Source organism: Methylobacterium sp. D53M (assembly GCF_053345625.1).
In genome coordinates this window covers 1-746 of the sequence record NZ_JBKFAL010000089.1, presented here as the reverse complement: position 1 = coordinate 746, position 746 = coordinate 1, and the positions used below count along the sequence as shown (strand labels likewise).

At 71.6% G+C, this 746-nt stretch carries 1 protein-coding gene; it reads right to left on the bottom strand.

Translation table 11 applies throughout. From position 1 onward, the window contains the following. Positions 1 to 746 (bottom strand): Holliday junction branch migration DNA helicase RuvB (ruvB, locus tag ACLBYG_RS31615; protein WP_447684090.1); only part of this gene is annotated, 746 nt, incomplete at both ends.

Here is a 746-nt window from a genome sequence, read left to right as displayed (position 1 = left end):
TGCCGGTAGGCGTGTCGGGTGAGGACGCGTCCGCGGGGTGTGCGCTGCACGAAGCCGCGCTGGATCAGGTAGGGCTCGATGATGTCCTCGATCGCGTCCCGCGGCTCCGACAGCGCCGCCCCGATCGTCTCGATGCCCACGGGCCCGCCCCCGAACGAGCGCGCGATCAGGCTCAGGTACTTGCGGTCCATCACGTCGAGACCCGCCCCGTCCACGTCCAAGAGCTGCAGCGCCCGGTCGGCGATCGCCCGCGTCACCGTCTCGGCCTCCGCCACCACCGCGAAGTCCCGCACCCGCCGCAAGAGCCGCCCCGCGATCCGCGGCGTGCCCCGCGCCCGACGGGCGATCTCGTTGGCGCCCTCCGCCGACATGCCCAGACCCAGCACCCGCGCGCCGCGCGCCACGATCTGCTCCAGCTCGTCGATCTCGTAGAACTCCAGCCGGATCGGGATGCCGAACCGGTCGCGCAGCGGCGTCGTCAGCAGCCCCGCCCGCGTCGTGGCGCCGACCAGCGTGAACTTCGGCAGCTCGATCTTGACCGAGCGCGCCGCCGGGCCCTCGCCGATGATCAGGTCGAGCTGGTAATCCTCCATGGCCGGGTAGAGGATCTCCTCGACCGCCGGGTTGAGCCGGTGGATCTCGTCGATGAACAGGACGTCGCGCTCCTCCAGGTTGGTGAGCTGGGCGGCCAGATCCCCGGCCTTGGCGATCACCGGCCCGGAGGTCGAGCGGAAGTTCACGCCGAG